This is a genomic window from Haloarcula salinisoli, from assembly GCF_019599405.1.
Taxonomy (GTDB): Archaea; Halobacteriota; Halobacteria; order Halobacteriales; family Haloarculaceae; genus Haloarcula; species Haloarcula salinisoli.
Window position 1 is genome coordinate 196,842 of the sequence record NZ_RKLQ01000003.1, and the last position, 23,219, is coordinate 220,060.

Annotated in this window: 24 protein-coding genes; 12 read left to right on the forward strand and 12 right to left on the reverse strand. The window is 64.7% G+C overall.

Annotation, left to right across the window (positions count from 1 at the left end; all coding sequences use genetic code 11):
* Positions 1-32: 32 nt before the first annotated feature.
* Both EGD98_RS17195 and EGD98_RS17200 read right to left on the reverse strand, forming a co-directional pair.
* A complete protein-coding gene (locus EGD98_RS17195; protein ID WP_220589630.1) occupies positions 33-401 on the reverse strand; it encodes a DUF7344 domain-containing protein in 369 nt (122 codons plus the stop codon).
* Positions 402-574: 173 nt separating this feature from the next.
* A complete protein-coding gene (locus tag EGD98_RS17200) occupies positions 575-1,087 on the reverse strand; it encodes an Lrp/AsnC family transcriptional regulator (protein ID WP_220589631.1) in 513 nt (170 codons plus the stop codon).
* A gap of 182 nt (positions 1,088-1,269) precedes the next feature.
* Here EGD98_RS17200 and mutS point away from each other — a divergent pair, with 182 nt between their 5' ends.
* Positions 1,270-3,960, forward strand: a complete 2,691-nt coding sequence (gene mutS, locus EGD98_RS17205) for a DNA mismatch repair protein MutS (protein WP_220589632.1) — start codon at positions 1,270-1,272, stop codon at positions 3,958-3,960.
* A 216-nt stretch (positions 3,961-4,176) separates the two neighbouring features.
* Here mutS and EGD98_RS17210 read toward each other — a convergent pair whose 3' ends face one another.
* Genes EGD98_RS17210 through EGD98_RS17220 form a run of 3 tightly spaced genes read right to left on the reverse strand, consistent with a single transcriptional unit; the run spans position 4,177 to position 5,804 of the window.
* A complete protein-coding gene (locus EGD98_RS17210) occupies positions 4,177-4,620 on the reverse strand; it encodes a DUF7992 family protein (protein WP_220589633.1) in 444 nt (147 codons plus the stop codon).
* Positions 4,621-4,661: 41 nt separating this feature from the next.
* Positions 4,662-5,258 carry a class I SAM-dependent methyltransferase gene (locus tag EGD98_RS17215; protein WP_220589634.1) on the reverse strand — a complete coding sequence of 199 codons (597 nt, stop codon included), beginning with the start codon at positions 5,256-5,258 and terminating at the stop codon, positions 4,662-4,664.
* Between the two features lie 39 nt (positions 5,259-5,297).
* A complete protein-coding gene (locus tag EGD98_RS17220; RefSeq protein WP_220589635.1) occupies positions 5,298-5,804 on the reverse strand; it encodes a hypothetical protein in 507 nt (168 codons plus the stop codon).
* A 253-nt stretch (positions 5,805-6,057) separates the two neighbouring features.
* Between EGD98_RS17220 and EGD98_RS17225 the strand changes: the two genes are divergently transcribed.
* Positions 6,058-7,002: an NAD-dependent epimerase/dehydratase family protein gene (locus EGD98_RS17225; protein ID WP_220589636.1), complete on the forward strand. Its 945-nt coding sequence runs from the start codon at positions 6,058-6,060 to the stop codon at positions 7,000-7,002.
* Positions 7,003-7,084: 82 nt separating this feature from the next.
* Here the strand turns inward: EGD98_RS17225 and EGD98_RS17230 are convergent, their stop codons facing one another.
* Positions 7,085-7,591: an NUDIX hydrolase gene (locus tag EGD98_RS17230; RefSeq protein WP_220589637.1), complete on the reverse strand. Its 507-nt coding sequence runs from the start codon at positions 7,589-7,591 to the stop codon at positions 7,085-7,087.
* A gap of 98 nt (positions 7,592-7,689) precedes the next feature.
* A complete protein-coding gene (locus tag EGD98_RS17235) occupies positions 7,690-8,940 on the reverse strand; it encodes a glycosyltransferase family 2 protein (protein ID WP_220589638.1) in 1,251 nt (416 codons plus the stop codon).
* A gap of 420 nt (positions 8,941-9,360) precedes the next feature.
* Between EGD98_RS17235 and EGD98_RS17240 the strand changes: the two genes are divergently transcribed.
* From EGD98_RS17240 to EGD98_RS17270, 7 genes are all read left to right on the forward strand, one after another.
* Positions 9,361-10,434, forward strand: a complete 1,074-nt coding sequence (locus EGD98_RS17240; protein ID WP_220589639.1) for a polysaccharide biosynthesis protein — start codon at positions 9,361-9,363, stop codon at positions 10,432-10,434.
* A complete protein-coding gene (locus EGD98_RS17245) occupies positions 10,427-11,578 on the forward strand; it encodes a DegT/DnrJ/EryC1/StrS family aminotransferase (RefSeq protein ID WP_220589640.1) in 1,152 nt (383 codons plus the stop codon). Before EGD98_RS17240 ends, EGD98_RS17245 begins: the two co-directional genes overlap by 8 nt.
* Entirely contained in the window at positions 11,578-12,498 is a 921-nt protein-coding gene (locus EGD98_RS17250) for a polysaccharide deacetylase family protein (protein WP_220589641.1), read from the forward strand. The genes EGD98_RS17245 and EGD98_RS17250 overlap by 1 nt, the downstream gene beginning before the upstream one ends.
* 41 nt (positions 12,499-12,539) lie before the next feature.
* Positions 12,540-13,307 carry an SDR family oxidoreductase gene (locus EGD98_RS17255; RefSeq protein ID WP_220589642.1) on the forward strand — a complete coding sequence of 256 codons (768 nt, stop codon included), beginning with the start codon at positions 12,540-12,542 and terminating at the stop codon, positions 13,305-13,307.
* Positions 13,308-13,511: 204 nt separating this feature from the next.
* Positions 13,512-14,219 carry an acylneuraminate cytidylyltransferase family protein gene (locus EGD98_RS17260; protein WP_220589643.1) on the forward strand — a complete coding sequence of 236 codons (708 nt, stop codon included), beginning with the start codon at positions 13,512-13,514 and terminating at the stop codon, positions 14,217-14,219.
* Complete coding sequence (locus EGD98_RS17265) at positions 14,206-15,132, forward strand: Gfo/Idh/MocA family protein (RefSeq protein ID WP_220589644.1); 927 nt, start codon at positions 14,206-14,208, stop codon at positions 15,130-15,132. Before EGD98_RS17260 ends, EGD98_RS17265 begins: the two co-directional genes overlap by 14 nt.
* A gap of 37 nt (positions 15,133-15,169) precedes the next feature.
* Positions 15,170-15,880 carry a formyltransferase family protein gene (locus EGD98_RS17270; RefSeq protein ID WP_220589645.1) on the forward strand — a complete coding sequence of 237 codons (711 nt, stop codon included), beginning with the start codon at positions 15,170-15,172 and terminating at the stop codon, positions 15,878-15,880.
* Here the strand turns inward: EGD98_RS17270 and EGD98_RS17275 are convergent.
* Together EGD98_RS17275 and EGD98_RS17280 are read right to left on the reverse strand one after the other, a co-directional pair.
* Positions 15,874-16,620, reverse strand: coding sequence for an SDR family NAD(P)-dependent oxidoreductase (locus EGD98_RS17275; protein ID WP_220589646.1), 747 nt, complete (start codon positions 16,618-16,620; stop codon positions 15,874-15,876). The genes EGD98_RS17270 and EGD98_RS17275 overlap by 7 nt on opposite strands.
* 57 nt (positions 16,621-16,677) lie before the next feature.
* Entirely contained in the window at positions 16,678-17,631 is a 954-nt protein-coding gene (locus EGD98_RS17280) for a methionyl-tRNA formyltransferase (protein ID WP_220589647.1), read from the reverse strand.
* Between the two features lie 82 nt (positions 17,632-17,713).
* On the opposite strand from EGD98_RS17280, the gene EGD98_RS17285 reads away from it, so the two are divergent.
* Positions 17,714-18,577 (forward strand): class I SAM-dependent methyltransferase, encoded by an 864-nt coding sequence (locus tag EGD98_RS17285; protein ID WP_220589648.1) that lies wholly within the window; start codon positions 17,714-17,716, stop codon positions 18,575-18,577.
* An 8-nt stretch (positions 18,578-18,585) separates the two neighbouring features.
* Complete coding sequence (locus EGD98_RS17290; RefSeq protein WP_220589649.1) at positions 18,586-18,759, forward strand: hypothetical protein; 174 nt, start codon at positions 18,586-18,588, stop codon at positions 18,757-18,759.
* Here EGD98_RS17290 and neuC read toward each other — a convergent pair.
* From neuC to neuB, 3 genes are read right to left on the reverse strand one after another with little or no spacing between them, the layout of a single operon-like run.
* Complete coding sequence (gene neuC, locus EGD98_RS17295; protein WP_220589650.1) at positions 18,753-19,910, reverse strand: UDP-N-acetylglucosamine 2-epimerase; 1,158 nt, start codon at positions 19,908-19,910, stop codon at positions 18,753-18,755. The two genes, EGD98_RS17290 and neuC, sit on opposite strands and share 7 nt — an antisense overlap.
* On the reverse strand, positions 19,907-20,578 hold the full coding sequence (locus tag EGD98_RS17300) for a PIG-L deacetylase family protein (RefSeq protein WP_220589651.1): 672 nt from the start codon (positions 20,576-20,578) through the stop codon (positions 19,907-19,909). Before EGD98_RS17300 ends, neuC begins: the two co-directional genes overlap by 4 nt.
* Positions 20,575-21,645 (reverse strand): N-acetylneuraminate synthase, encoded by a 1,071-nt coding sequence (neuB, locus tag EGD98_RS17305; protein WP_220589652.1) that lies wholly within the window; start codon positions 21,643-21,645, stop codon positions 20,575-20,577. The genes EGD98_RS17300 and neuB overlap by 4 nt, the downstream gene beginning before the upstream one ends.
* 258 nt (positions 21,646-21,903) lie before the next feature.
* Between neuB and EGD98_RS17310 the strand changes: the two genes are divergently transcribed.
* A complete protein-coding gene (locus EGD98_RS17310; protein WP_220589653.1) occupies positions 21,904-23,082 on the forward strand; it encodes a glycosyltransferase family 4 protein in 1,179 nt (392 codons plus the stop codon).
* The last annotated feature ends 137 nt before the right edge of the window (positions 23,083-23,219 follow it).

A 23,219-nucleotide genomic window follows, 5' to 3' on the forward strand; every position in this document is an offset into this window, starting at 1 on the left:
CGCCCCGATGGCTGTACGACTGGTCGGTACCGCTAGTTCCTGTCGGCCCCGGCCGACAGCGACAGGTGGGCACACTCGTCGATGGACGCCGCGTCCCCGAGAAAACTGTCGAGGGTGTCACTGTCCTCGAGCTCGACTGCATCGCTGTTTCGGTCGACAGTGATGAAGCCGGCGTCTGCGAGCTTCGGGAGGTGGCTGTGATACAGGGCTATCCTGATCGTGTCGATGCTGGTCGTCCGGTCAGCACCCGACTCCACGTTCCACCTGGCGATCGCGGCTGCGAGCGCATCGGTGCCGGTGGCCCCGGAGTTGCAGGCCAGATGGTACAGCACGTAGCGCCGGTGTGGATGTACCAGTACCTCGAACGTCTCGGTTAGTCGTGATGTGTTCAGCGCTGCCATACTCGACTGACGGCCCGCAGCGTTATAATGTCTGCTTGACTGTAATATTACATATTTGAAAATTCTGTGAAAAGTATGTATTACGGTTGCGTTTCCCGAGCGGATGTCGCGCAAGCACCCAGTTCTCGCTGAAAAAATTTCAGCATATCAATCCGTTCTCGCTCCGGGGGTTGTCACCCCTCGGTGCTGTCGTCGTCCGGGAGCGAGTCGGGCTCGCCTGCCATCTCCTGGTGGAAGTGGTTCCACGGCTGGACGTGTTCTTCTGCCAGAATATTGCTGGTGATGGTGCGCAAGCCGAGTTCGTCCAGCTGCTGGGTGCTCTCCTTGACGTCGGACGTCGATTCGGCTACGACCTCGACGTGGAGGTTCTCTTCTCCGGCCAGCATCTCCCGGACGTTGACCACGCCCCTGACCTCGAGTGCCTTCTGTGCCATCTCCGACCGCTCGGAGAGTTCGGTCGAACAGATAAAGAGGACGCGCATGGGATATCCGGCCCGCTCGTAGTTGATTTCGGGGTTGTACCCGAGGATGATTCCCTCCTCTTCGAGTTGCTCGATGCGATTGTGGACGGTCGTCCCGGTTACGTCGGTCTCCGACGCGATATTCGTATCCGTGGCACCGCGGGCGTCGACCTGGAGCAAGTGGAGGATGCGCCGGTCGAGATTGTTGAGTGGGTCCTCGGCCATACTGTCCCGTACGGGGACGTGTCAGTTCAATAGCTTGATTGACAGGAACGGCGGCCCCGGCGACAGGGTCGGCGCGTCGAATCCGCACCGCGACGCGGTGCGCTGTGTGTCCGTTATCTCCCCCGTGGCGCCGACGTCCCGCACCCGCAATCCTTACGCCGGGGACGACCACACGGGTGAGTATGACAGAGGCGACGGGTATCGTCGGTGAGTTCCTCGCGCTCAAGGACGAAACCGACGCCGACATCCTCGCGATGCAGTGCGGTGACTTCTACGAGTTCTTCGCCGACGACGCCGAGCTGGTGGCCGACGAGCTGGACCTGAAGGTGAGCCAGAAGTCCTCCCACGGCTCGAAGTACCCGATGGCCGGCGTCCCCGTGGACGACCTGACCCCCTACGTCTCCGCGCTGGTCGAACGGGGCTACCGGGTCGCCGTCGCCGACCAGCACGAGACCGCCGACGGCCACGCCCGCGAGATAACCCGCGTGGTGACGCCGGGAACGCATCTGGCGACCGGCGACGCCAGCGCCCAGCATCTCGCCGCCGTCGTTCGCCACGACGGGGGCCGTGGTAGCGAGGGGGACACCTACGGCCTCGCGGTCGCCGACGTGACGACGGGTCGGTTCCAGGTCACCCAGCTAGACGACGCCGACGTGAGCGCGGTGCTGACCGAGCTGTACACCTTCTCGCCCGCCGAAGTACTGCCGGGCCCCGAACTCAGGAACGACGACGAGTTCCTGGCGACACTCGACGAGCGCTCCGACGCGGCCGTCTCGCTGCACGCGACGGAGTCGTTCGCGCCGGGCCGGGCGCGCCACCGGGTCCGCGAGCAGTTCGGCGCCGAGACGCTCGAAAGCGTCGGTATCGCGGACGACGACGCGGCCATCGCGGCCGCCGGCGCGGTGCTGTCCTACGTCGAGGAGACCGGCGTCGGGACGCTCGCGGCCGTCACTCGTCTACAGGCCTACGGCGCCCGCGAACACGTCTCGCTCGACGCGACCACCCAGCGCAACCTCGAACTCACCGAGACGATGCAGGGCGACAGTGCGGGCTCGCTCTTTTCGACCGTCGACCACACCGTCACCGCCGCGGGCGGCCGGCTGCTGAAACGCTGGCTCCAGCGACCCCGACGCGAGCGGGGTGAACTCGTCCGGCGACAGTCCGCCGTGGCGGCGCTGACTCGCGAGGCGATGGCCCGCGAGGCGATTCGGGAGACACTCGCCGACGGGTACGACCTCGAACGGCTCGCGGCGCGGGCCACCTCAGGCAGTGCCGACGCACGTGACTTGCGGGCGGTCCGGGACACGCTCGTCCTGCTGTCCGAAGTCGCCGACGCCGTCGCAGAGACCGAGCGGCTGGCCGACTCACCACTCGCGGACGTCCTTTCGACCGTAGACCGCGAGGGGGCGGCCGCCCTCGCTGCGGAACTCGACGCCGCACTCGTCGAGGACCCGCCCGGCACCGTCACCCAGGGCGGGCTCTTCCGCCGGGGGTACGACGACGACCTCGACGAACTCATCGACGAACACGAGGCGGCCCTGGAGTGGCTGGAGACGCTGCCCGACCACGAGAAGCAAAAGACCGGTATCACCCACCTCTCGGTCGACCGCAACAAGACTGACGGCTATTACATCCAGGTCGGGAAAAGCGAGACGGACCAGGTCCCCGACGCCTACGAGGAGATAAAGACGCTCAAGAACTCGAAACGGTACACCATCCCCGAACTCGACGAGCGCGAGCGGGACGTGCTTCGACTGGAGGAGCGTCGCCACGACATGGAACACGAGCTGTTCGAGCGACTGCGCGAGCGGGTCGCCGACCGCGCGCCCCTGTTGCAGGACGTGGGCCGGGCGCTGGCGGAGGTCGACTGCCTGGCGTCGCTTTCGGTCCACGCCGTCGAGAACGACTGGACCCGGCCCGAGCTGACCGACGACGGGACCCTCGATATCGAGGCCGGCCGCCACCCCGTCGTCGAGCAGACCACCGAGTTCGTCCCCAACGACCTCCAGATGCGCCCCGACGACCGGGATTTCCTCGTCGTCACCGGCCCGAACATGAGCGGGAAGTCGACGTATATGCGCCAGACGGCGCTCATCACGCTGCTAGCCCAGACCGGCAGTTTCGTCCCGGCCCGGTCGGCGACAGTGGGACTGGTCGACGGCATCTATACGCGCGTGGGCGCGCTGGACGAACTCGCCCAGGGGCGCTCGACGTTCATGGTCGAGATGCAGGAGCTGTCCAATATTCTGCACTCCGCCACGGCGGACTCGCTGATAATCCTAGACGAGGTCGGGCGCGGGACCGCGACGTTCGACGGCATCTCCATCGCGTGGGCGGCCGTCGAATACATCTCGACGCGGATACACGCAAAGACCCTCTTTGCGACTCACTACCACGAGCTAACGTCGCTCGGGGAGTCCCTGTCGAACGTGCAAAACGTCCACGTCGCGGCCGACGAGCGCGACGGCGACGTCACGTTCATGCGGACTGTCCGCGAGGGGCCGACGAACCGTTCGTATGGGGTTCACGTCGCCGACCTGGCCGGCGTCCCCGAACCGGTCGTCGACCGCTCGCGGGAGGTGCTGGACCGCCTGCGCGACGACAAGGCCATCGAAGTTCGGGGGGCCGACAGCGGCGAGGAGGGGACGACACAGGCCGTCTTCGACCTCTCGTCGGGACAGTTCGACGGTGCCAGCGCGGACGGCGGGAGCGACGAGACCGACCCGGTTGCGACGGACGGCGCCGCTGACCAGCTCGACCCGGCGACCGAGGACGTACTCGAAGAACTCAGCGAACTCGACGTCAACGAGACGCCGCCCGTCGAGCTGATGGCGAAAGTCCAGGAGTGGCAAGCGGAACTGGACGAGACGTAACTCACACCGGATACCCCATCGGGAACAGTATGCGCGTCGAGTACGACGGGTGGTCGCGGCGCTACGCGGTCCGCTCTCCACGTTCGTCGGTCCCTCGCTGTTCGACGGCTCGTTACTCCACAGCTCCGTGTGGGCTCGCGGCGCAGCCGCTCGCCATCGCGGCGCGTAGCGCCGCGCGTTCGCCGCTCCGTCGAGGGCTCGCTTCGGTCGCCCTCGCTACTCCTCGGTGACGAACCGCACCCGCCCGTCCTCCCGGACGAGGTACGCCTCGGACAGCGTCTCCGAGACGTGTTCTCCCAGGGACTTCAGTTCTGCATCGACGACGTCGGCAGCGTTCCCGTGCAGCGCCTCGCGCGCGTCGTCGGACAGGGTCGGGGCGTGGTACGCGACCGCCTCGCTGGCGGGGTCCCAGAAGAAGTCGAGTCCGTCGACGAGGCCGTGGCGCTCTAGCAGCCTGAACTCGCTCTCTTCGAGTTCCGTCTGGGCCGCCCACGCCTCGAACCCGTCGACCCACGCGCCGGCGGCAAGCGCCGCTTCGATATCGTCCCGGTGGTAGTCGTCGCTGGCGTCGGCTTCGGGCGGTTCGACGTCGTTGTACCCCATGCCGGGCGCGCCCTCGGACTGGGCGGGCGGGTCGGGGACTGACACTTCGAGCGTCATGCAGAAATGTTGGTTTTCTAACTGTATATGCGCTTGGGGCCTCATCCCAGCCGGGCGAACGCAAACTCCGTCGAACTGCCCAGCGGGTCGTCGGCCGTCGCGGTCCAGACTTCCTCGAAGCCGGCGGCTTCGAGCTGGTCCAGCGTCGCCCGGCGCCCGGGCGCCGAGAAGAACATCGAGCCGCCCATCCACCCGCGCCGGACCGTCTCGAAGTCGCCGCTTGGCAGGGTCATGAGGACGACGCCACCCGGACGGAGTACGCGGGCGAACTCCCGGTACACCTCGGGGTGGCGCTCCCGGGGGACGTGGAACACGGCGTGGTACGCGGTGATACCGTCGACGCTGTCGTCGGCCACCGGGAGGGCGGTCATGTCGCCCTGGACGAGGCGGGCGTCGGGGACGGTGTCGGCGGCCAGTTCCAGCCCGCGCCGGGAGAAGTCCAGCCCGACCGCGCCGGCGGGGAGGTTCGCCAGTGTGCGGGCGCCATCGCCACAGCCCACGTCCAGCACGGTGGGGTCGCTCGGCAACTCGGCCAGCAGGTCCTCGACGAGGTCGGCGTCGGAGCCGTCAGGGTCCCGGCGGGTCGCGTATGTCTCGGCCACGTCGTCCCAGGCGCGGCGGACGTCGTTTCTGTCCATGCTCGGGCTCGGGGCGCCGGGCGTATCAGTGCTTGCCAGCTACTCCAGCACCGACCGGGGCCGTTTCAGGTAGAACTCCTGGTCGACGACGCGCCGGTACAGCTCGTACAGCGTCTCGACGGCGTCCTCGTCTGGCGAAAACTGGATGTGGGGCGCGACGTGGTAGGCCTTGCAGCTCGTCAGGAAAAAATAGAGCGTCCGGAAGTGGGCCGACGTCACGTCGACGACGCCCAGCGAGTCATCACCGAGGTCCTCGGCGAAATCCGAGAGCAAGGTCGCGATGTCGTCGTGGAGCCGCTCGTCCGGGCGCTCCAGCGTCGTTCCGAACGTCTGCTCGAGAAAGTCGCTGGTCGCCCGCAGGAACGGGTTGGAGTCGATGCCGGTCGGGTCGACGGCGGCGAACCGCTCGTAGAGGTCCAGAAGCGAGTCGAGTTCGGCCTCGGTCACGGCAACCGGGCGGACGGGCTCGCCCTGGGGCAGTGCGTAGTCGGGAAAGGAGTAGGAACTGGGGTCTGGCACCTGCCCGAAGACGCTGTCGAGACTCATACCTCTACTAGGGCCCGGTAGCGTCTAACTGTTGGGGGGATCTCGTTCGGAACGGCTCGCCACGAACAGCGGATACGGTGGCCCGGCGGGCTGCTGTCAGTGGCACACTCACGCGCCGCCGCGGTCGCGGCGGCTGGGTCGATTGGTGGGCACGCGGCTGTTCGTCCGCCCCTCGTACACTCTAGAAAATATAATCATTGAAAGTCTAAATTAAATCAACAAGGTAATGTAAGCATACCTCGATAGATGAGGCATGTTAGACAAGCGGATTCTAGTCACGGGCGGTGCCGGGTTCATCGGATCGAACTTCGCGAATACGCTCGCAGATGACAACGATGTCATCGCCGTCGACAGCGGCTATCTTGGCACGCCGGAGAATCTGAACGACGACGTGGAGTACCGGAATCAGAGCGTCCTCGACGACGACCTGCCGACGGACGTCGATGTCGTCGTCCACCTGGCGGCACTGTCGTCCTACGCGATGCACGAGGACGACCCCACGAAGGGTGCTCGCGTCAACGTCGAGGGGTTCGTCAACACCGTCGACCAGGCCCGACAGGACGGCTGTGACACCGTCGTCTACGCGACGACGTCGTCCATCTACGGAAGCCGCACGGAACCGTCGCCAGAGGATATGCCCGTCGAGACGAACACCGGCTACGAGGCCTCCAAACTCGCCCGTGAACGCTACGGCGAGTACTTCGCGAACCACTACGACATGAATATGGCGGGGCTCCGGTTCTTTTCCGTCTACCAGGGCTACGGGGGCGCCGAAGAACACAAGGGCGAATACGCGAACGTCATCGCGCAGTTCGCCGATGACATCGCCCACGGTACCCGACCCAAACTCTACGGCGACGGTGAACAGACCCGCGACTTCACGCACGTCTCGGATATCGTCCGGGGCATCGAACAGACAGCCGAACACGAACTGACCGGTATCTACAACCTCGGTACGGGGGAACGCTACAGTTTCAACACCGTCGTCGAGATGATCAACGACGAGCTCGGGACTGACGTCGCGCCGGCGTACGTCGAGAACCCGATTCCGGAAGACGTCTACGTCCACGATACCTGTGCCGACGCGACGAAGATACAGGAGGCGACGGGCTGGACCCCACAGATAGACTTCCAGACGGGTATCGAGCGGGTCTGCCGACAGTACACGGAGCAGCAATCGACGTCACCGCCGAACTGACGTCACCGCTCACACGTCCGAAGCGTTTCACAGCGGTCCGGTGTACACACTTACCCGGGACCGTGGGATGCCTATAAGCCGACTACCGGGGTGGTGCGTGAGCGCCCGATACAACGGAGCGCACCTGTGACAACGTCCGTGGCGGGAGCGAGTCCGGTCGCACCCACCGGCACTGGTCGATGCCCTCCGTCGCGTTCGGAGCCGGCCGTTCGACGACCGCGCAGTCGTACACGGTGTACACCGACAGCAGGTCTGGCGTGGAAGCGTGTGCGTACGCGTACCAGTCGATAGCGGTCCCGACAACCGCGCCACACTGTAACTCCTCGGTGAGCTCTCGGTGCAGTGCCCGCTCTGGTTTCTCGCCGCGATGGACGCCACCACCGGGAAGTGTCCAGAACGCCCGTCCATCACAGTGGTGTTCACGAAGGAGCAACACCTTCTCCGAACTCGACACGAGCGCCTTCACACCCGTTCGTACTCTCGCCGCGCCCCGACCGTCGCTGGGTATGTCTCGGTCGTTCTCACCGGTCCCTCCCATCTGTACGGCAGACGCCGAAACGGCGCCCGTGATTCGTGAATTAGCGGTCATCGTAACTGTGTGCTACCTGTGTACTCCTCACCGCTCGATTGGTTCGCACCGCGGGCAGCCGTCCTGTCGGTGAGGGTGTGAAATTGGGGTCTATCTGACTACCCGGCCCGTTTCGCTCGTTTGATCGTTCCGAGGAAGAACGAACTGAAGACAGTTGTCACCCCGAGTAGCGTGATCGTCGCAGCGAGCAGATTCACCGACGGGGAGGGGAGCGCACCACTCCCGTCCAGCATCCAGGCGATGAACCCGAAACTCAGCATCACGAGGCCGAGACCGAGCACCACCAGTCCCATCGCTGCACCTTTTTCGAGCGACAGGCGGTCCCGGACGAGGTTCGTAATCGGGTCCGACGGCTCCCGGATGGGGTTCGTCGCGACGGAACTGAATATCGCCAGCGCCCCGATCTGGTAGCCGACGAGCGTCGCGAGACTCCCGGCGACCATCGTCTGCAACCCGAACGTCACGGGGCCGAGCTGGACGCCGCCCAGCGAGAGCCCCATGACGGCAGCCCCGAGCAACACGAACAGGGTCGCGGGCGCGGTGAAGAGATACCCTGGCGCGTTCACCAGCATGAACCGAACGTGGCGCCACCCGTCCTGGAAGCTATCGAGCGTCGCTTCCCCTTCCCGTTCGTGGTAGGTGATGGGCCGCTCCTCGATGGTCATGTCCTTTGCCGCCGCGTCCATGATCATCTCGCTGGCGAACTCCATGCCGGTCGTCTTGAGTTCCAGTTCCTCCAGTGCCTCCCGGTCGATGACGCGCATCCCGCTGTGGGCGTCGCTGACACCGGCATCGTAGAAGGTGTTCAGGAACCGCGTCAGGAGCGGATTCCCGATGTACTGGTGGAGCGACGGCATCGCGCCGGGCTTGATATCACCCTCGAGTCGGCTCCCCATCGTCATGTCGACGTCGTCCTTCGTCGCTAACCTGATGAGCTTCGGGAGTTCCTCGAAGTCGTACGTCGTGTCTGCGTCGCCGATCGCGATGTAATCTCCACGAGCACGTTCGAAGGCGTACTTGTACGCACTGCCGTACCCACCGACGTCGGGCTCGACGACGATGGCACCCATCTCACGTGCGATTTCCGGCGTCCGGTCGGTGGAGCTGTCGCTGATAATTATCTCGGTGGAGACCTGCATCTCGACGACCGCCGTCTTGATGCGCTCGATACACTCCGTGATACCCTCCTCCTCGTTGAGGGTCGGCATGATGACCGTGAGGGCCGGCGACTGGGTACTGTCGGCCCCCACGAGCAGCTCGTCCGCTGAAAGCTCTCTCTGTGACTCGAGTTCCGCTGTTTCCGTACTGTCCAACTGGTGTTGTTCGCTAGTTTGCACACTGTTACCCATTTGATTTGAGTTGCCCGACATACTACACCGCCTGTAACCTGATGACCCCCATTCGAGGGCGTGGCGAGGTACTGCCCCTCCCCTGCTGTTGTTTGTGCCGATTCCCCATATGAATTGGCTTGCTATCTATTATATATCAACTTAGCTCCGACTTAAAATTAATGGATGGGTTCTTGCCGGACGATTATACTTGTTTGCAGCTGCTATATTGATATAATGTGTTTTTATTGTCAAATTTCAGAAAACAATCCTCGCTACCTATAAGTTACGACGATAACCGTCGCTGTGGTGTCCCTACGGTGATAACTTGTCTGGTCTTCACTCGTGGTCCGTCTCAGTCGGTACAGAGAGTATGACTATTTTTACATCTAACCCCAACCGAAATGATTATCTACATGGGCTGGAACAAACAATTCGTATATGGGGCTAGTACGCAGGGGGGAGTCAGTCCTTGTCACTGGCGGCTGTGGCTCAGTCGGTTCAGCGGTCGTCGATTATCTGTTGCAATCGCCTATTTCCTGTGAGGTATCCGTTTTCGATAACGACGAACGACGGGTGTTCGAACAGCGAGCGTCGTTCGACAGGGCTGGCTCATCGGTCGAGTTCGAACTCGGGGACGTGCGGGACATCGAGCGACTGGACACTGCCGTCCGGAACGCTGACCACATCGTTCACGCGGCAGCTCTCAAACAGGTGCCACAGTGCGAACGGCAACCTTACGAGAGTGTCAAGACCAACGTCGAGGGGACGAAAAACGTCATCAAACTCGCCAAGCGCCATGGCGTCGAATCTGTGCTGACGGTGAGTACGGACAAGGCGACGAATCCATCGTCGGTGATGGGTGCGAGCAAGATGCTCGCGGAACGCGTGACACTCACGGCCGACAGGCGATCCGGCCCCGACGGGCCGTCGTTTGGCTCGGTCAGACTGGGGAACGTGCTCGGGTCGTCAGGGTCCGTCGTGCCGGTCTTTCTCGAGCAGATTGAGAACGGCGGGCCGGTGACGCTGACGGACGAACGGATGACCCGGTTCGTTATCACGAAGACGGACGCCGCTGCGTTTATAGTCGACCACATCGGGGACAGTCCGAGCGGTGTGACGTACATTCCGGAGCTCGATACGATCCGTATCGAGGACCTGGCGGAGGTAATGACAGAGATATATGCCGACCATGCGCCAGAGTCCGGGAGAGTCAACGTCGAGAAGACCGGTCGGCGTCCCGGTGAACGACTGCACGAGATTCTGGTGAGCCAGGACGAAGCTCACAGAACTGTCCGCAGCAACGGCGAATACGTGGTCCATCCGCCGGCCTCGGATGCCGGGCCGGAGGTTGCCGACGAGACTCGCGAGCAGCTGATGGACGGCCTGTCCTCGAATAAGCCGACTCCGCTCGGTCACGAGGAGATCCGGCAGCTGCTCCAGGAGACCGAGAACATCGAATCGGCCAACACGAGCACGACTACGCGGCTATCGGCCGTCCCCCAGCATGACTGAGGGGTCGGTCGACCCCGTCCCGCTGTTCCGTATCGACTGGACCGCCGAGGAGGTCGGTAACGCGGTCGATTCGATCACGCGGGGCAGCTACTGGGCGAACGGCCCGTACGTCGACGAGTTCGAATCGCTGCTGGCCGAGACGATGGGCGTCGAGCACGCTGTCGTGTTCAACTCGGGGACCAGCGCGCTCGTCGGCGCGCTGGAGGGGTGTGATATCGGCCCCGGCGACGAGGTCATCGTCCCGTCGTTTACGTTTATCGCGACCGCCAACGCCGTCGAGGCGGTCGGTGCGACGCCGGTGTTCGCGGAGATAGACCGGGACCGGTACGCACTCGACCCCGACGACGTTGCCGACCGCATCACGGACTCGACGGCCGCGATCATGCCGATACACTACGCCGGCATCCCCTGCCGTATCGAGGCGCTGCGTGAGCTGGCCAGGGACCACGACCTCACCCTCATCGAGGACGCGGCCGAGGCACAGGGCGCAACAGTGAACGGAGCCCCGGTCGGCACCGCCGGCGACGCGGGCGTCCTGAGTTTCTGTCAGAACAAGGTCATCACGACGGGCGAGGGCGGGGCCGTCGTGACGGACGACGACGAACTGGCCGCGCGTCTCGAACAGTTCCGGTCACACGGCCGCGTGTCGGGAGAGTACTTCGACAGCGCCGACACCGGCGAGTACGTTTCGCTTGGCTTCAACCTCCGCATGCCGGACGTGGTCGCTGGCATCGGGGTCGCCCAGATAGAGCGTATCGACGACATCGTCGCGCGGCGCCGGGAGGTAGCGACGGACCTGAACGACCGCCTCGCTACCCTCGACCACGTCCACCCGCCGGCCGAACCACCCGACGGCCGGAACGTCTACCAGCTGTACACCGTTCGCTTCGACCCGGCCATCGACCGGGACAGGGTCATCGACGAGCTGGCCGAGCGGGGAATCGCTTCGAAGGTGTATTTCGACCCGGTCCATCTCACGCAGTACTACCGGGACCAGTACGGCTACACGGCGGGGGAGCTCCCCCGGACCGAGGCCATCTCCGAACAGGTGCTCTCCCTGCCGATGCATCCGTCCCTCTCGCGCCACGAGCGGGACCGCATCGTGACCGCGCTCGAAGAGGCACTGGACGCATGCGGGCGGTGATGTATCACTACGTCCGGGGCGAGACGCCCCGGCCGCCGTCGGGGTACTATCACCTCGACATCGGGGATTTCCGTGCCCAGCTCGACTATCTCCGGGACGAGTTCACCATGCTCTCGGAAGCGACGTTCCGTCGCTGTCTCCGGGGGGAGCAGTCGCCCCCGACAGACGGTATCGTGTTGACCTTCGACGACGGACTCGCCGACCATCACGAGTGGGTCCTCCCCGAACTTCGCGAGCGGGGACTCTGGGGGGTGTTCTTCGTTCCCACGGCACCGCTAGTGTACGGACGCCGGCTGCCCGTCCAGCGGATTCACTCGCTCGTCAGCGAGTATCCCGGCCCCGAACTGCTGGATGCGCTGGATGAAATCCTCGAGGCGGCGGATATCGACCTTCTGGGCGACGTCCGGAGCATGTACGAGGGCCGAGATACTGCCGATAGCGTTCGCCAGTTCAAGCATCTGCTCAACCGCGCGGTCCCGGACCACTCCGTTTCCGGCGTGCTCGACCGCCTCGAAGGGCAGTTCCCGGCTGCCCAGACGGACGTCTCGGAGCTCTACCTCTCGGCGTCACAGCTGCGCGACCTCTCGGAGGCGGGCATGACTATCGGCGCACACACGGTCACGCATCCGGTGTTGTCGGACCTCCCCACCGCCGCACAGCGATGGGAGATACGGGCGTCGCGGCGACAGCTGTCGGCGCTGCTCGGGGAGCCCGTCGACCTGTTCGCGTACCCCTACGGGGGCGCGGAGTCGTACACCGACCGGACGGTCGAGCTCGTCTCCGACGCGGGATTTACCGGCGCGTTCACCACAGTCGATGGCGACGCCGATGCGACCGAGTTCCGGGAGACCCCACTGACACTCTCACGGCGGGACTGTGCGAACGTCGAGCACGGCGACGCGACGTTCTCCCTGCCGTAGCCGGAGAACAGTTATATTCGGACGCTGTACCGACGAAGCGAATGTTCGAACTCGACGGAAAGGTCGCGCTGGTCACCGGTGGCGGCGGGTTGATCGGCGAAGCGGTCGCCGAGGGGCTCGCCGACCAGGGCGCGACGGTCGTGCTCACAGACCTGCCAGACAGCGACGGTAGCCGCGTGGCACAACGACTCGGCGACGACGCGTGGTTCCGCCAGGCGGACGTGACCGACGAGACGGCCGTCGCGGACCTCTTCGAGCGCGTCCTCGACGAAGAAGAGCGCCTCGACGTCCTCGCCAACTGCGCCTATCCACGGAACGAGAACTACGGCCGCCAGTACGAGGCCGTCGACTACGACGACTGGTGTGAGAATCTCCTCGCGCATCTGGGCAGCTACTATCTCACCTCGAAAGCGGCCGGCGCTGTAATGCGCGACCAGCCCGAGGGCGGGAGCATCGTCAACCTGGGCTCGATCTACGGCCGGCAAGCGCCCGACTTCTCGCTGTACGAGGGCCTGGAGATGACAAGCCCGGTGGAGTACGCGGCTATCAAGGGTGGCGTGTTGAATCTCACTCGCTACCTCGCGTCGTATCTGGGCCCCGACGGCGTCCGGGCGAACGTCGTCAGCCCCGGCGGCGTCTTCGACGGCCACGACGAGACGTTCGTCGAGCGGTACGAACAGCGGACGGTCCTCGGTCGGATGGCCACACCCGAGGACGTCGCCGGCGCGGTCTGCTATCTCGCGTCGGACGCCGCCTCGTACGTCACCGGCCACGACCTCGTCGTCGACGGCGGCTGGACGATACAGTGACCGGCGATAGTGACACTTGCAACGATGTACACCCGACTGCACTGTCCTCAGAAATATCCGGTTTCTGATGGGCTGTACGAGAGCTTCGCTCTCGTGAACGCTATCGTGCGGTCGGGTGTGCAGTGATTTTCGACGGTCGCGATAGTATTCTGGCGGGAACCGGAGAAAGAAACACCGATACATCTGTAGCTCACAGGATACCCCATGATAGGTGGCGATTCGGTCGTCGCGCTCGTTCCCGCGCGCGGCGGGAGCAAGGGGGTACCGGGCAAGAACGTCAGGGAGCTTGGGTCGAAACCGCTGGTCGCGTGGCCGATCGACGTCGCCAAAGAAACGCGAGCCATCGACCGAGCCATCGTCTCGACCGACGACGAGGAGATAGCCGAGATCGCCAGGGAGTGGGGGGCCGAGGTGTCAGAGCGGCCCGCCCGCCTCGCAACTGACGAGTCGCTCGTCGCCGACACCGTCCGTTACACGGTCGACCAGCTCGCGTCGAGCGACGACCCGCCGGAGTACGTGGTGATGCTCGAACCGACGACGCCGTTCAGGCGACCGGCAGACATCGAGGCGTGTCTGGACCGACTGGCCGAGCCGGGCGTCGACTCCGTCGCGACGTTCACCGACGCCGAGGTGAACCCACACCGGACGTGGCGAGTCGAGGACGGCACGCCGCAAACGTTCCTGCCCGAGGGCACCCCGTGGCAACCCCGGCAGTCACTCCCCGACGCGTATCAGCTCAACGGTGCCGTCTACGCTTTCGACGTGGACGCGGTCACGGAGTCGGGACCGTCGCTGCTGTTCGGGGAGAGCGAGGCCGTGGTGATGGAGCCGGGCCGGTCGCTGGATATCGACACCGAACTGGATTTCGCGGTCGCGGAGACCCTGCTGGCGGAGGGCCATGTCCGGGATTGACGTTGGCGTCGTCGGTATCAGCGAGGGCAACGGCCATCCGTACTCCTTTGCCTCCATCGTCAACGGCTACGACGACGCCGGGTTTCGGGCGTCGGACTGGTCGGTCATCCACGACTACCTCGCAGAGAAGGACCCGTCGGAGTTTGGCTTCGACGGTGTCGAGGTCACACAGGCCTGGACACAGGACCCCGAGGAGACCGACACACTTTGCCGGGCGGCGAAGATACCCACCGCCGCGGACTCGCTCGACGGGATGGCCGACGCCGTCGACGCGGTGCTGGTCGCCCGGGACGACTACGAGACCCATCTCGAGATGGCCGAGCCGTTTCTCGACCGCGGGATTCCGACGTTCGTCGACAAACCGCTGGCGCTGGACCCCGACGAGGTGGCCGCATTCGAGCCATATCTCCGGGACGGACTGTTGCTGTCCTGTTCGGGGTTCCGGTACGCCCGGGAGCTCGACGGGCCACGCGCCGACACAGCCCAGTACGGCCCCATCACGCTCGTCGATGGCGTCGTGCTCAACGACTGGTCGAAGTACGGCGTCCACCTCCTCGATGCCGTCTTCGGCGTGCTCGACGCTCGCCCGGAGACGGTGACGGCCACTGGGAGCCAGCCCACGACGGTGACTATCACGACGACTGGCGAGGCGACCGTCCAGATAGCGGCGCTGGGGGACGCGCCCATCACCTTCGACGTGTCATTCTACGGGCGGGACGAGGTGACGCGACACCGGCTCCGTGACAACTTCCGGGCGTTCCGCCGGACGCTGTGGCACTTCTTCGAGATGGTCCGGACCGGGGAGCCCGCAATCCCGCCCCGGGAGACGCTGGACGTCATCCGAACCGTCGTCGCCGGCCGACGGTCGCTGTCGACCGGTGACACCGTCGCCGTCGAGGACGTCACGTTTTGACCCCCGGTATTATTTTCACTCGCTCGGTGGTCGGGATATGGACGTCGTCTTTCTCGGTGCGAACAACGCCGGCTTCGAGATATACGAGTGGCTCTGTGCCCGCGACGGCGTGCGGGTCCACGCGCTCCTGACCAGGCCCGACCAGCTCTCGCTCGTCCGGGAACTCGCGCCGGACCTCGTCGTCGCCTGTGGGTTCGAACACGTCGTTCCGCCGGAGATACTCGCCGTTCCGGACGAGGGGTGTCTGAACGTCCACCCCGGCCTGCTGCCCGAGACTCGTGGCTACAACCCGAACGTCTGGAGCATCGTCGAGAACCGGCCGGCCGGCGTGACGATTCACTACATGACCGAGGCCGTCGACGAGGGCGACATCGTCGCCAGACGAACGGTCGAGACATCCTTCGCCGACACCGGTCGGACGCTGTACGAGCGCCTGGAAGCGGCGTGTGTCGACCTGTTCAGCGACACCTGGCCGGCTATCGAGGCCGGCGAGGTCGACGCCAGTGCACAGGACGATGGTGAGGCGGCCTGGCATACGAAAGCCGAGTTCAGCGAGCTCTGTGAACTCGACCCCGAGGCCGAGTACACCGTCCGCGAACTGCTCGACAGGCTACGGGCGCTGACGTTTCCCCCGTTCGACAACGCCTACGTCGACGTCGACGGCGAGCGCTACTATCTGGAACTCTCGATTACGCCCGAGAGCGAGACCGACGACGCCGAAGGTGCCGGTCTGCTCGACGCCTACTGAGCGTCTATCGGCTCGAGGTTCGGGCCGGGTTCGCCGGCCTCCCACTCGGTGCCCGAGAGGTCGGGTGTCAGCGGGACCCGATGCTCGAGCCAGAAGAACTCGCCGGTTGGCCCTTCGGCGTCTAGGTCGAGGAGATACTCGGCCGTAGAGTGACAGGCCGACGGGGGAAGCGGCGCGTCCGGCGCCATCTCCGTCCGACAGGGACCGGGGCTCATGAGGTTAATCTTGATGTCGCGGTCGTCGTTCTCCGCCGCGGCCGTCCGGGTGTAGGTGTTGAGCGCGGCCTTCGAGGCGCTGTAGGCGCCAGCGCCCGGTGGGCAGTTCAGCGGAGCACCGGAGGTGACGTTGATGACCCGGCCGAAATCCCTCTCACGCATCCCCGGGAGGAGCGCCTGGAGAATCTGTACCGGAGCGAAGGCGTTTACCTCCATGGACAGCCGGAGGTCACGCTCATCGGCGTCGAGCAGGGTGTCCCCTCGGTTCACGCCGGCATTGTTGATGAGATGCGAAATCGTCCCGAACTCCGCTTGCAGTTCGGCAAGCGTCTCGCTGACCGCCGCCGCATCCGAGAGGTCGAGTTCGTACGGGGTCACCCACGGTTCGTCTGCATACTCGTCTGTCATGCGCTCGATACGGCGGGCCACGCCGATGACATGGTACTCCCCCGCAAACCGCTTCGCGAGCGAGCGGCCGATGCCACTGCTTGCACCAGTGATAAGCAGGGGGTCCGGGTCGGACATAGAATCACCATCGCCGCGTGCGTACAAAAGGGTGCAGGGACCCCGGTCGCGAGGTATCTACGGCCGGTCGCTCCCGGTAGCCCGAACCGACTCGAACACGTCTCCGACCCCCGCCCACTCGTAGTCCAGTAGCTCGGCGGCTGGCCGCTCCTCGTCGTCTGCCACCTGCACCCGCAGCAGGTCGATAGCGCCTTCCCAGGCGCCGACCCGGAGTCGCTCCCCCTCCCGGCCCAGTAACTCCCCCGGCTGACAGAATACCCGCTCGCCGTCGGGTGGGGCCGCGGCCCAGACGGTCACTTTACGACCGTCGAGATAGCTGAACGCGCCGGGGTAGGGGTGGCTCTGGCCACGAATCCAGTCGTAGACGGTTCCGGGCGGCTGGCGCCAGTCGATGCCACCCTGGTCGGGCGTGCGCTTTGGCCACCAGGTCGCCTCGGTCTCGTCCTGTGGGGTCCGGGGGACCGCCCCGCGTTCGAACTCCGGGTAGGTCTGCCGTATCAGCGACCGTCCGGCCGCGACGACCTTCTCGTACAGCGACGCGGCGTCGTCCTGGATGTCGATGTCGATAGGCCACTGGGCGACGAGGTCGCCCGCGTCGGCCGCTTCGACGAGGTGGAACATCGACAGTGCAGTCTCGTCGAGTCCTTTGATGAGGTTCCACGCGATAGGTGCCCGACCTCGTCCGCGCGGGAGCGGTGCGGGGTGCATCCCCAGAGCCGCGACGCTCGGGATATCGAGTACTCGCTGTTCGACGAGTCTCGACCAGCCGACCACGTACAGCAACTCGGGGTCGTAGGCCCGCAACTGGTCGACGACTGCGTCGGTGTTGACCGACTCGACCTCGTGTACGTCCGCACCTGTCCGCGCCGCGATTCCGTCGAACGTCGTCTGGTCCGCAACCGACTCGTCTCGCGGTCGCGTGATAATCGCGGGGATGTCGGCCCCGAGGTTGTGGAGTTCCTCGAGACAGGCCAGTCCGAGGTCGTTGTGGCTGACGAAGACGGTCCGCATTGTCACTGCCTCGCGCACCGCTGGCATAAAATTTGTGCCCCTGAACCAGAAATATTTACTCTCGGACGGCCATGGTCTTCGTATGCGTATCCCGACGCCGGCGGACTTCCGTGAACTGGAGTCGTGGGGGCTCCTCGCGGACCCGATGGCTGCCGTCTCGGATTACTCCGACGAACGGGCCAGACGCCGCGAGGACAACGAGCGTCACTGCCGCGCTCGGGCCGAGTACGAGGCAAACGCCGACGAGACTTTTGTCGCCGACTCGCAGGCGTACTACCGCGACCTCGACAGACCCATCGACCGGACGAAGTGGGCCTACCTGAAGCGACGGAAGGCGTGGTTCCACCCGCCGGTGGAGTGGGGCCGGTTCGCGGCGCCCGGCACCAGTCGGATTCTCGACGCCGGCTGTGGCGACGGCGACGGGACCCAGCGCGTCGCCGACTTCATCGCCGGGCGGTGGCGGGCGGCCGGCTACGACGGGTTCCCGCTGGAGATCGTGGGTGCCGACCTCTCGGCGTCCCGAATCGAGAACGCCCGCCGTCACACCGAATCACCACACGAGAAGATCACGCTGCGGTTCGAACAGGACGACGTGGCTGCTGGGCTGGACTACGGCGACGACTTTTTCGACTACACGCTCGCGATGGGCTTTTTCGAGGTGCTCGACGAGCGGTTCGACGACGCCCTGTCGGAACTCGAGCGGCTGACGGCACACGGACTGTACGTACGGGACATCCTCGAAGACTATCCCGGCCTGTCGGCCAGGCCGGACCTGGACGACGCACTGGCAGAGCGTGGGTTCGACGTCGTGGCTCGCCACCGCATCTTCGAGGAACCGTTCACCGAGTCGGGCACTGAGGACCCGCTTGCCGTCTGGCCGATGAACGTCCACCAGGTGCTGTTTGGGGCCGTCCGGGATCCGGTCGCCCACGATACGCGATACTGACACCACTAATGACCAGCGACGACGGTAACACACCCGGCCGACACTCGGTGAATCGCCGGGAGATGCTCGCGTCGGTCGCGACCGGGGCGGTCGTCCTGACGACGGGCGCGACGAGCGAGCCGTTCCAGTCCGGGACCTATGGCGTCGGTTACTACGGGTTCGGTGACTACGGTGGTCAGTAAGTGAGCCGCTTCTCGATGAGCCGGTCGGTCAGGTCGATCTCCGCCAGCCGCGAGACGATTCGCTCGGCGGCCCCGCCGTAGTCGTAGGGATTCTCGCAGTTCCGCGCACGCGCCTGAAACGACTCGTCGGTGAGACACCGCTCGATAGCGGCCCCGATGGCCTGGGTCTCGTGTGGGACAGAGAGCGTGTTGTCGGCCCGCTGGCGGCCGGTCTGGCGCGGCCCGACGTCGACCACGGGGAGCCCGAACGACGGCGCTTCGATGATGCCGCTGCTGGAGTTGCCCACCAGCGCGTCGGCCGCGTCCAGCAATCCGAGGTAGTCCGCCCGCGGGAGGCTCTCGAAGGCGTGGAACCGGTCGGCCGCGTCGTGGCTCTCGATGGCGTCTATCATCCGGCCGCCGCCGGCGTCCGCGTTCGGATATATGACCACCACTTGCGCCCGCTCCCGGGCCGCGAGCGCGTCAAGCGTCGCCCGCATCTGCTCGCCAGCCCGCTCCGGCGCCGTCGTCACTGGATGTTGCACCGTCAGCAAGAGCGGCCGGCCCGGGTCGAGTCCATACGTCTCGTACAGCGTCTCGGGCGCCGTGACGGCCGCCTCGCGAATCTCGTCTAGCCCCGGCGCCCCGACGGTCGTGATGCGCCAGGGCTCCTCGCCCAGTTTCTCGATACGCTCGGCGCTCTGTTCGGAGACCGGGAAGTGGACGTGGGCGAACTTCGTCAGCGCGTGCCGGATGCTGTCGTCGATGATGGCTCCCTCCATCGCGTCACCGCCGTGGATGTGGGCGACCGGGAGGTTCATGTGGGCGGCCGCGACGCCCCCGGCCAGCGCCTCGCCCCGGTCGCCCAGGACGAGGACGATATCGGGGTCGAGGTCCGCCAGCGCGTCGGCCATCCCGCTAAGACCGACGCCCAGCGATTTGGCCATCGCCCGCCCCGAGTCCCCGTCGACCTGCATGTGGACACGCCGGTCGATATCAAATCCGTCGTCTTCGATTTCGGTGACTGTCCGTCCGTGGCGCTCAGAGAGGTGCATCCCCGTGACGACCACCTGGAGTGTCAGCTCGTCGTGTGCTTCGATGCGTTTCATCGCCCCCCGGAGCAGCCCGTACTCCGCACGGGTGCCGGTCACCACGCCGACCGTCCGGCTCACAGCTCCCTCCGGTACTCGCTGACGAGCTGGAACGCCTCCGCGACCTCGAACCCGGCCTCGGTCCCGCGGGTGTCACCGAGCGCCCGTATCGCCCGCTCGGACCGGGGATGGGGGTACTCCCGCGTCTCGGTCCCGTAGGCTTCGAAGGCCTCGACCTTCCGGTCGATATAGTCCGTCACCTCGACGTACGTCGTCGGCTGGAACCGCTCGCTGTCGCCGCCGGCCCACCCCGTCGAGGAGGGAACCTCGTAGGCCAGCACCCGCTCGACGCCTGAGCCCGGCCGTGTGGCGACGCGGGTCGACTCAGCGAGAGCCGCGTGGTCCTTGTTCACGTCGTGAGGGGAGTGGGTGTAGACCACGTCGGGCTCGACGTCGTCGACGGCCGCTTCGATGACTGCGTTGACCTCGACGTGGGCGACGGTGTCGAGTCGCATGTCCGGGAGGTCCCCGAAGCGAACGTCGGCGACGCCGAGCCGCTCGGCACAGGCTCGCGCCTCCTCGCGTTTCTGCTCGATGAGGCTCTCGTCGTCGTACTGTGCCGTGGTCCCCTCGGTGACGACCAGCACCGTCACCTCGTGGCCCGCGGCGGCGTGCTTGGCGAGCGTTCCCCCGGCGCCCAGGACCTCGTCGTCGGGGTGGGCCGCGACACAGAGGACGGCGCGGGTCATTCGATATCCTCCGCGAGTACTGCATCGGTAATCGGGTCTCCGGCGCCGAGCGGTGCCGTGACTTCCACGCCGAGCACGTCGTCGTAGCTCGTCGGGGACAGGCCGTCCGTGGGTCTGAGGACGCTGACTGTCTCCGCTGTCAACACCTCACCGGCGTCGATATCCGTCGCCGCGTGCAGGCTCTTGCGGATGTGGTGGCGGTTCTCCAGCTCCGCTTCGGTGGGTTCCTTGACCCCGCTCCCGCGGGCGGTTGCGGCGGTGCGTGCCAGCGTTATCGCTCGGTCGAGTTCGTCGGGCTCCAGGGAGGCCTCGTGGTCCGGCCCCGGCAGCGACCGGTCGACCGTGAAGTGTTTCTCGACGATGTCTGCGCCGGCGGCCACGGCCATCGCGGGCATCTCCACTGACGTCGTGTGGTCGGAGTACCCGACCGGAACGTCGAGTTCGTCGACCATCGTCTTCATCGCGCGGAGATTCACGTCCTGGATATCCGCGGGATAGCACGAGGTACAGTGCAGGAACGCGAGGTCGGCGTCAGGGTCGGTCGCTCGGATGACCTCGCGTGCCTGTCTGACTTCTTCGAGTGTCCCCATCCCCGTACTGACGACCATCGGGCGTCCGAACTCGGCGACGTGTCTGAGGAGGGGGTGATTGTCGAGTTCGCCCGAACCGAGTTTGACGAGCGGGACCTCGAGGTCATCGAGCATATCGGCGCTCTCGGGGTCGAACGGCGTCGAGAGGAACGTGATATCTCGCTCGTCGCAGTACGATTGCAGTTCCTCGTGGGCCTCCCGCGTGAGCTCGTACCGCTTGAGCATCTCGTACTGGGACTCGGTTTCTGTCTGTTCGGTCTGGTACTCGGCTTGCTCGGCCGTCGGCGTTACCAGCCGGTCAGCCCGGAACGTCTGGAACTTCACGGCGTCGGCGCCGGCGTCGGCCGCGGCGTCGACGAGCTGTCTGGCGAGTTCCATATCGCCGTTGTGGTTGACGCCGGCCTCGGCGATGACATAAATATCTGAACCTCTGCCGGCTGATTTTAGAATATCCCCATCTACTATCTCGTACCCCATCTTGAAATAATATCCTCCTACTCGGTTGGTAAATATTCCGGCCCCATGCGCTCAGTTCAGGGCCCGCTAGTGCCACAGATGGCACCGTAGCGACCGTCGGAGGGAGGGACCACGACTGGACATCCTGCCGGAACTGAGAGCCACGAACCAGCAACGGCGGTCTGATCTGGCCCCACTCGCCCCTCTCATCTAATTTTAACGGCTATAAACTTTATACAGCAAGAACTAATATCGACGTCATCAACGGGTAATTTATACATGCACGCTGTTCTCGTTTTGACGACCGGCGAAGGCGGCATCCCACACTATACAGCCGAGCTAGCCAACTCGCTCCATGAAATCGGGAACAAAGTCACAGTGGTGAAACCCGACGAGACGACCGCAGACGAGTTCTTCAGTTCGGGAGTTGAGACGAAAGAGTGGTTCAGCAATCCCAACGTCTCGTTTTCGAAGATATCGGAACTGGACCTTTCGGTCACTAACGTCGTGAAATCCTGCCTGAGTCTCCGCGAACTCTCTAGAATCCCGGAACTGAACCCAGATGTCGTCCACTTCACTCACAAGCCTCACTCGTATCTGCGACCGTTTCTTCCGAATATCGACGTGTCCGTTCCTATTGTCGAGACGAGACACGAAACCGAGAACACCCGGTTACTTCGGATTCCTGGCAGAGACTTGCCGGCCCAAGAAAATATGAAGGTTGTCGCTGCGATGAACGTCGACAGCGTTCTCCGCCACACCTTCGACCCTATACAGACGGATCGGTACATCGCACATACGGAACAGAATAAAACGGACCTTCAGGAAAAATACCCCGACAGCCCTGTCGAAACGATTCCCCACGGCGCGTTCAGGATCTTCGCTCCCGAAGCGGATACCACTCCGGCCGAACGGGATCCCGATGAGAATACTATCCTCTTTTTCGGAAATATCACAGGATATAAAGACCTCAACCAACTGGTCGAGGCGACAATACGTCTCGGCGAGGAAATAAACGACCTCACGACCGTTATTGCCGGCTCGGGGAACCTGCCGGACGGCACTAGTGAACTAGTCGACGCCCATCCGGACCTGTTCGATATCAAAAACGAGTTTATTCCTAACGCTGAAGTTCCGGAACTGTTCGCCCAAGCGAGTGTCGTCGTGGTCCCTCATATCAAGCAACAGGGCCACAGCGGGACGATGACAATCGCGTTCGCCCATGGGACTCCCGTCGTCGCGACTACCGTCGGCGAGTACGACCAGTTGATCAGAAAATCCGGTTCCGGGTACACTGTGGAACCTGGCGACGACGAGATGATGGCCAATTCGCTCTCCGCGATACTGCAGAACTCGGAGCTCAGGCGGTCGATGGGTAAAAACTCGAAACGAATGGCAGCGGAACTCTCCTGGGACTCGGTCGCCAAGCAGACAGAACAGTTCTATCAGGCCAACTGATCGGAGCTCCTACAGGGAGGCCTGCCAGGCGAACCGGCGGTCGCCCCCAGCGGCCGCGTTCAATTCGATGTCGAACGTCTCGGCGGAGACGTTGGCCACACGCCAGGTGGACGCACTCTCCAGGAAGTCCAGCGGTG